Annotated in this window: 1 pseudogene; it reads right to left on the bottom strand. The window is 80.8% G+C overall.

The features are described from left to right. Positions 1-281: pseudogene (locus AB8Z36_RS42120) on the bottom strand (hypothetical protein); the annotation flags it as partial. Positions 282-447 lie beyond the last annotated feature (166 nt).

Below are 447 nucleotides of genomic sequence, written 5' to 3'. Positions count from 1 at the left end.
CCCCAGGACCTCCCGCCGCCCTCGCGGCCCGCAGCCCCGGCAGTCCCGCCACAGGCCCAGGCGACACCCGCGCCGGACCAGCCGTACGGACAGCCGGGCGGCCGGCCGCCCGCACAGCCCGCGCCGGGCGAGACCCCGTACGGCCAGTTCCCGCCCGGACAGCCGCAGCCCCAGCCGTCGGTGCCGGGCGCCCAGCCGTCGATGACGGGCGCCCAGCCGTCGGTGACGGGCGACCAGGTGCCGGGCGGGGTGCAGCAGCCGCCCGTCCCGGCCAGCCACACCCCGAGCGGCCAGGCGTACGCGCAGAGCCCCAGTGATCAGCCCCCGGCCGGGCAGCCCGCGCCCCCGACGACGGGCAGCCAGACACCCGGGCACGGGACCCAGCCGCACGGGACCCAGCCGCACGGGACCCAGCCGCACGGGACACCCGCCCACGGAACGCAGCCC

The sequence above is a fragment of the Streptomyces flavofungini genome, assembly GCF_041028215.1.
GTDB classification, from domain to species: Bacteria; Actinomycetota; Actinomycetes; order Streptomycetales; family Streptomycetaceae; genus Streptomyces; species Streptomyces flavofungini_B.
This window is presented reverse-complemented; position numbering and strand designations above follow the sequence as displayed.